At 36.5% G+C, this 6500-nt stretch carries 8 protein-coding genes and 3 pseudogenes; 7 read left to right on the top strand and 4 right to left on the bottom strand.

Annotated features, from left to right (window positions below; translation table 11 throughout):
- Window positions 1–683: 683 nt before the first annotated feature.
- The 6 genes and pseudogenes from ACFIKN_RS08915 to ACFIKN_RS08890 all read left to right on the top strand — a co-directional run bounded on the left by ACFIKN_RS08915 (window position 684) and on the right by ACFIKN_RS08890 (window position 4755).
- Complete coding sequence (locus ACFIKN_RS08915; RefSeq protein ID WP_375658287.1) at window positions 684–1007, top strand: hypothetical protein; 324 nt, start codon at window positions 684–686, stop codon at window positions 1005–1007.
- Between the two features lie 159 nt (window positions 1008–1166).
- Complete coding sequence (locus ACFIKN_RS08910) at window positions 1167–1541, top strand: hypothetical protein (protein ID WP_375658289.1); 375 nt, start codon at window positions 1167–1169, stop codon at window positions 1539–1541.
- A 78-nt stretch (window positions 1542–1619) separates the two neighbouring features.
- Window positions 1620–2291 (top strand): type II toxin-antitoxin system HicB family antitoxin, encoded by a 672-nt coding sequence (locus ACFIKN_RS08905; RefSeq protein WP_375658286.1) that lies wholly within the window; start codon window positions 1620–1622, stop codon window positions 2289–2291.
- A 507-nt stretch (window positions 2292–2798) separates the two neighbouring features.
- The gene (locus ACFIKN_RS08900; protein ID WP_375658285.1) at window positions 2799–3119 is read left to right on the top strand and encodes a hypothetical protein; all 321 of its coding nucleotides are present in this window, start codon (window positions 2799–2801) and stop codon (window positions 3117–3119) included.
- A 3-nt stretch (window positions 3120–3122) separates the two neighbouring features.
- A pseudogene (locus ACFIKN_RS08895) lies at window positions 3123–3700 on the top strand (hypothetical protein).
- Window positions 3701–4243: 543 nt separating this feature from the next.
- Window positions 4244–4755: pseudogene (locus ACFIKN_RS08890) on the top strand (antA/AntB antirepressor family protein).
- A gap of 45 nt (window positions 4756–4800) precedes the next feature.
- Here the strand turns inward: ACFIKN_RS08890 and ACFIKN_RS08885 are convergent.
- The 4 genes and pseudogenes from ACFIKN_RS08885 to ACFIKN_RS08870 all read right to left on the bottom strand — a co-directional run bounded on the left by ACFIKN_RS08885 (window position 4801) and on the right by ACFIKN_RS08870 (window position 5978).
- Window positions 4801–5082, bottom strand: a complete 282-nt coding sequence (locus ACFIKN_RS08885) for a type II toxin-antitoxin system YafQ family toxin (protein ID WP_375658288.1) — start codon at window positions 5080–5082, stop codon at window positions 4801–4803.
- Window positions 5069–5332, bottom strand: a complete 264-nt coding sequence (locus tag ACFIKN_RS08880) for a type II toxin-antitoxin system RelB/DinJ family antitoxin (protein WP_375628888.1) — start codon at window positions 5330–5332, stop codon at window positions 5069–5071. Before ACFIKN_RS08880 ends, ACFIKN_RS08885 begins: the two co-directional genes overlap by 14 nt.
- A gap of 97 nt (window positions 5333–5429) precedes the next feature.
- Window positions 5430–5735, bottom strand: coding sequence for a BrnA antitoxin family protein (locus tag ACFIKN_RS08875; protein WP_375658284.1), 306 nt, complete (start codon window positions 5733–5735; stop codon window positions 5430–5432).
- A pseudogene (locus ACFIKN_RS08870) lies at window positions 5713–5978 on the bottom strand (BrnT family toxin). Before ACFIKN_RS08870 ends, ACFIKN_RS08875 begins: the two are co-directional and overlap by 23 nt.
- A gap of 84 nt (window positions 5979–6062) precedes the next feature.
- Between ACFIKN_RS08870 and ACFIKN_RS08865 the strand changes: the two are divergent.
- On the top strand, window positions 6063–6500 hold a 438-nt coding region (locus ACFIKN_RS08865), incomplete at its 3' end, for a hypothetical protein (protein WP_375658283.1).

The following is a 6500-nucleotide window of genomic DNA, read 5'->3' as shown; positions in this document are numbered from 1 at the left end:
ATAAAGACAGTCCCTATAAAGGCTGTTAAGTCTAAAATGTGTTATTAAAAGAAATTAACAGAAATCTTAAAAGCCATTTAGCAATAAAATTGATAGGTTATAAAGTTTAAAATACGCATAATGAGAGCGTTTCTAAAATATTATAAATGTATAGATTCAGAAAATACGCAATCGTTTCACAAAGCCTGTAATATAGCTTTAAAAGCACATAAATATAAAAGAAGCAATTCATAATCATAAGATATTATCAATACACAACGTATTTAAAAAATATAAAAAAATATCAAAAAAGATAAAATATTATTTGACAATAAATACGTATTTTGTTATATAAATACTCAAGTGATTAACAAACACTAAAACAGATAGCGAATAGGTTACGATAAACCTAATCCTGTTATAAAAACTGACTATCTTTTATGCTTTTGTTAGCATATATGATGATTTTGTCGGGTGTAGCTATGTTATACAATACCCTTCGCGAGGGAAAAGCATAGCAACGGACTATCTGCCGTGTTTGTTAGCGCCCGGCGCCCTTATGGGCTGTCAATAACAAACTTTTAAACAGATAGGTTTTAATTATGACAAATTCAAACAACACCCCCATTATCTCTTCTATTTCAAATGAAACCGCGCTTGCTAATCAACAAGAGNACAAACTTTTAAACAGATAGGTTTTAATTATGACAAATTCAAACAACACCCCCATTATCTCTTCTATTTCAAATGAAACCGCGCTTGCTAATCAACAAGAGCCTGCAAAAAAATACGAATTTATTGATGATTGTGAATATATCGATGGTCATTTCTTAACTCGAATTAGAGCCTTAAGAGATTTTGATGATGTCAAAAAAGGCGATTTAGGGGGGTATATTGAAAATGAAAGCAACTTATCTCATGAGGGCAATTGCTGGGTTTATAATAAAGCACGGGTCTTTCAAAATGCACGCGTCTTTGGAAATGCTAAAGTAAAAAGCTTTTTTGTTGATGTCTATGGTAATGCTTAAATTTATGGAAATGCTATTTTTGAAGGAAGGACATTAAAGGATAATGCTAAACTTTCAGGCAATACTCATGCTAGCAATGCCGTTGTAATTGAAGGCAATGCACAACTTTATGATAATGCCGTGATTTGTGATAATGCTCATGTCGGGGGCAATGCAAAAATAAGTGGCTCTGCTTGCATTTGTGATGAATCGCGTGTATTTGGTAATCATACCCTTTATCGCATTAAAGCATTAAAAGACTTTGCTGATGTTAAGGCTGGCGATCTGGGTGGCTTTATTGAAAGTGAAAGCAACCTCTCTCATGATGGGAATTGCTGGGTGTATGATGAGGCTCTTGTGTTTAAAAATGGTCACGTTTATGAAAATGCAAGGGTTTATGAAAATGCTCGTATAGCAAATAATGTACATGTTTATGAAAATGCCAATATTCATGGCATTGCTGTTATTCGTGAAAATGTCGGCGGGTCTACTAAAATAAAAACCTATACTGAACGTCTCTCTCCTTATGGTGAATTAGAGATTGTCTGGGTCTAATCAATAAAGCAGTGTAAATGAAAGCACGGGCGCGGCGGGGGCGCCCCTCTTTCAAATTTTCCCATTCCAAATTTTAGCATGTGCAAAAAATACGAATTAACCAGTGAAATCAAAAAAATCAAACATGCTCTTACTCGAAATATTATAAGCCTTTATCGCATTAAAGCTTTAAAAGATTTCGATGATGTACAGGCGGGGTCTTTAGGCGGCTTTATTGAAAAGGAAGTTAACCTATCCCATGATGGCAATTGCTGGGTCTATGATGAGGCTTGTGTCTACGGTCATGCAAGGGTGTATGAAAATGCAAAAATACGCCATTTTTCTCAAGTCTGTGGTCAAGTTTATGGCAATGCTGAAGTCTATGGAAAAGCTCTTGTTCATAAAGATGAAGACTCTGCTTTTGGTGTTCAGTTTCCTGATTTTGAGGGACTTTTTTCTGCTGCTGATAAGGAAGAAAATTTAATCGCAAATGCAACAGAAGCACTCCAACTTTATTGTGAAGATATAGATAGAGTGCCTATTCCTTCAAAATTTGAAGAAGTCATACAACGGGAATCTGTCAAAACAGCTTTGTCAGAAGGAGCTTTTTTAATACAAGTCCCCTTTATTGAAAATGATGCAGAAGTGATACGCACAAATATATCAATTGAACGAGGGCTTTTACGTGCAATTGATAATTGTGCACAAGAGAGAGGTTTAACAAGATCTGCTTTTTTGGCAACAGCAGCCCGTCACGAGCTTAATATTTAGCTCATCAATCTGAAAAAATTTCTCACTCTCGACTTTTTTGCAAAAGCGTGTAATTGCATATGATCCGCAAACTATTAATGAAAATCAAAAAGCGGCAGGCAAACAAAACGCTATAGTTAAGAGGGATATAACTATCATTGATACTATATACATGGCATCTAATATTTCTGGACCTGTCATTGTCTTTCCCTCCTATAATAATTTCACAATAATTTATAAAATCTAAAATGTTTTAGAAAAATCTATATATTCTATTTTAAAATAAAAAATACAAAATATAGATTTTTTTGTTGACATGGTGTAAAAATTCGTATTGAATGATGGCACGGTGGGAGTGGTATTGTGTCTAATATTTAAAAATATCCCTTAAAAATTCAGCAAAATGTGAACTTGAAGCGTGGCTAGAAAGCCCTGTTTTCTTGCTAATTCTGGCTAATCAATTTTTCACAGAATAAAAGTCAATATTTGACTAATGATGTCATTAATTATGACTTAAAAGGAGCAATGATGAAAGCTGTCATCACTAAGCCAATGTGTGTTGTTGGCGACAATAAAAGCACTGTTCGCTTTGAACCATCAACACCCAATAATCCATTTGTTGAAGTTTCCAATCAAGTCTACGCACGTCTCAAGCGTGCAAATGCTGCTAAACCTTTTGTTAATGTTCAAACAAAAATAAAACCCGACAAGACAATTGAACACATTAAGCAAGTAGAAAAAGAACCCAACCAAATATCATCTGAAACAGTAACAGAGGAAACCTCTCTCGAAAAACCAAAAGAATCTAAAGCTTCCAAACCATCAATACCTACCCCAAAAAAGGCTTAGAAGTTGAAATTAATTATCCACCCAAAATGGTATCTTCAACAGGCAAAAGATACCTTCACAAGCCTTCAAGCCCCTCCCCTTAATTGGACTCTGCGTAATGCTCTAAACACTGCAGCAAAACAAGTTGAACGCTTTACTGAAAAGCAAGTTGCAGACATCTCATCAACCCAAATAAAGCGTATAAGAAGAGGTGTTTATATTAAAGAAAAGGCGACAGCAAGGTTTCTTGAGACAGATATCATTGGTTCTGGAATACCAATACCTCTTAAATTTTTTAAAGTAAACGAAACAAAACGCGGCATAACTTACACACTGTTTGGAAAGAAAGAAATCTTACCCCATGGTTTTATCAAAGGAGGCAGTTTTCCAAAGCGTGTTGAATTGAAAATGGGAGGGAATGTGTTTCAAAGAGATGACGGAGATCAATTCCCCATTGCAAAACAAGAAGGACCTTCAATTGCTAAAGTGATGTCCAAGCCAGGATTGCAAGTGCTATTGCACAATATGCCAATGAAAGATTAACTGAAAACATACAGAGACAACTTAAACGTCAAGAATATGCTGCCAACAAGAAAGGCTAGATCATGTTCTCAAGCTTTATCTATATCTTACATATCCTTATGAGTTTAAGCATTACATATTCTTATTGCAATTTAAAAAAAGATCATCATTTATGCTTTGTTTTTTCATAAAAAAAGTCAATAAAATCAATTCAAAAGGTACTTCCCAGCGGGTTGGCTTCGTTGCGGGGCAGGCGAGCGCGAACTATCGCTAGCGACAGAATTTTCAAATCAACTGTACATTGTACAATATGTGAAACGTTTTCTTAGCAAGAAGTAATTTTTGTTACTTGACAATTCTATAGTAATAGGTATTTTTGAACCAGGTGCCTAGAAAACACCTTAAACACATAGCGGATTGGTTGCCGAAATAATCAGTCTTCCGCACATTAAAGACTTTGACTCATTGTATGTTAGGCGCATATAATAACTTTGTCGGGTGTAGTTATGCTATACAATACCCTTGTGGGGAAAGCATAACGACGGGCTATGTGCCGTGTTTTCTAGCACCCGGCATCTTTTAGAGTGTCAATAGAAAACCTTTAAGCACATAGGAGCCAAATCATGGCACAATATTTAATTGACTTACATCAAACTACGGTTAATGGTGATATCGTTCAGACAGTGAATGCACGTGAATTACATACATTTTTGGCAATAGGAAAACGTTTTGCTACTTGGATTACGAACCGCATTAATCAGTATGTATTTGAAGAGGGAAAAGACTATATTTTAACGCTTCCCAAAATTGGGAAACGTAAAAATGTTATAAGTAAAGAATATCATCTCACCCTAGACATGGCGAAAGAGCTTTCAATGGTTGAACGCAATGAGAAAGGACATCAAGCACGCCGTTATTTTATTGAATGTGAAAAGAAACTAAAAAGCCAATTTGTTGATAATGAATTATTTTCTTATGAGTGTTAAAAAAAACTGCTGGTGTTGGAGAAATCTTAGGATTGATGATGAGACATTTGTTAGATGCAAATAACCTCGAAAAAGAGCTTGATCATTACAAATCAGTTACAAAAGAAGCTAAGGGCGTTTTAGCAAGATCTGTCGTAAAAGCTGCTTAGATTTAAAACACATCTCCCCTCCCGTTCTCAAAATGGGGAGGTGGTTTAAAGATCAAGTTTTGAATGGGAGCCCAGACGCACTAAAATCAATCGATCTTGACCAATCAAGCGATAAATCAACACTAAGTCAGGTCGAATATGGCAATCTCGATAATTGCTCCAATTCCCAGTCAATGCATGGTCATGATATCGAGGTTCTAAAGGTTGATCATTTGCTAATGCTGCAATGATTTGGCGCAAATCAGTATCTAAAAGATGCCGATACTGTCCTTTCATTTCACGCTTGAAATCACGTTTGAAGATAGTGGTACGTTCAATCGTCCGCATAGAGATCATCAAATAATTCGTCTACGGAATGAAACTTTTTTAAGTTGCCCTCATCCAGTTCAGCAAAAGCCGCTATGGTTTCCGCATTGGGTTGAAACAAAAAGGACGGAATAGCTTTATCTTGCGCAATGCGTGTCATCAATACTCTCACGACATCACTTACTGATAAACCAGAGGCTTGAATAACTTGACTAGCAACATTTTGAATTTCTTCTGGTACACGCGCTTGAACCATACGACTGGCAGCCATAATGATTTCTCCTCTTGTAACTGTATTTCAATGTAATACAATTGAAGTTTAATTTCAACTGTAAAGCACATTTTTTAGAGTGGCGAGATCGTTTGGCTTAACAACCACTTGCTTTTTTTAAGACTTCACCCATACGTGTTCGCCAGTCTTTTCCTTGTTTTTTAAAAGAGGCAATAACGTTTGGGTCAAGACGTAAAGTAACCGCTTGTTTGGGAGATTCAACGGGTGGACGCCCACGTTTACGGCGTTCTTCTGTTACATATTTAAAAAAGGAGGGTGGTAAAACATCTTTAACTGGCTTTAAGCGTGCAAGTTCTTCATCTGTTAGTGGTAGAGAATCCACAGCGTCCCAATCTTCTTTTGTATAATCACATCCTGCTTCAAAGTTTTTTTTGATAGTCATTGAAAACCTCTCTTTCTTTTTTATTCGCTTGACGAAAACTGATAATGGATATCGCTTCATTGCCAAGCTTGCAAAAACAATAACTGTTGTGCCATCCGCAAAATGTCCAATAGACCTCATGCGGTTTGAATGTGTTGCATCAATAAGAGCATGTTCCCAGTCAAAGTAAATAACATCAGCAAAATCAAGCTTATGTTTATCAATGTTTAAAGCTCTTTTTGGTTCATCCCACACTATCTTCATATATTTTATGTACACGAAAAATAAAACCTTGTCAATAATTAAAGTGTACAATAATTCGTATATACCATTCAAAATGGAGCAACTATGAATAAGAAAACGCGTAAGGGTCTATCGGTTCGTGCGTTTGCGAAGAAGATGGGTGTTTCACATAATGCGGTGGTTTCTCGGATAAAGACAGGTAAATTTGATGCGGCTCTTTTTGAAGATGGTTCTGTCAATGAAGCCCTTGCCACAAGCATCTGGAATGAGAATCCAACAAAGCGCCCTGCTCCATTTTTAGCGCCTGATGGTCAAGCGCGGACAAAGATCAAACAAGCCTCTACAGATGGAGCCAATGAATACAAGATAAAACTGGAGCGAATGCAAGTTGCGCTTGAAAGCGAAAAGATTGCCCTTGAACGATTGCGCGAAACCACTGTTGATCGAGAAGAAATGAAAAAGGCAGCGCGTGAGTTTGGAAGAGCGCACCGTGATGCTATGTTGAATTTTCCTCATCGTTTTGGTGCAAGCATTGCTGCACAA

It is taken from the genome of Bartonella sp. CL436QHHD (assembly GCF_042195105.1).
Classification (GTDB): domain Bacteria; phylum Pseudomonadota; class Alphaproteobacteria; order Rhizobiales; family Rhizobiaceae; genus Bartonella.
Note: the sequence above shows the minus strand (reverse complement) of the source record. Positions and strands in the feature narration are given on the sequence as shown.

What these genes read in the sequence shown, in the direction of transcription:
- ACFIKN_RS08875 (WP_375658284.1), bottom strand. Translation starts at nt 5,735, where the DNA reads ATGACTATCAAAAAAAACTTTGAAGCAGGATGTGATTATACAAAAGAA.
- ACFIKN_RS08900 (WP_375658285.1), top strand. Translation starts at nt 2,799, where the DNA reads ATGAAAGCTGTCATCACTAAGCCAATGTGTGTTGTTGGCGACAATAAA.
- ACFIKN_RS08880 (WP_375628888.1), bottom strand. Translation starts at nt 5,332, where the DNA reads ATGGCTGCCAGTCGTATGGTTCAAGCGCGTGTACCAGAAGAAATTCAA.
- ACFIKN_RS08905 (WP_375658286.1), top strand. Translation starts at nt 1,620, where the DNA reads ATGTGCAAAAAATACGAATTAACCAGTGAAATCAAAAAAATCAAACAT.
- ACFIKN_RS08885 (WP_375658288.1), bottom strand. Translation starts at nt 5,082, where the DNA reads ATGCGGACGATTGAACGTACCACTATCTTCAAACGTGATTTCAAGCGT.
- ACFIKN_RS08915 (WP_375658287.1), top strand. Translation starts at nt 684, where the DNA reads ATGACAAATTCAAACAACACCCCCATTATCTCTTCTATTTCAAATGAA.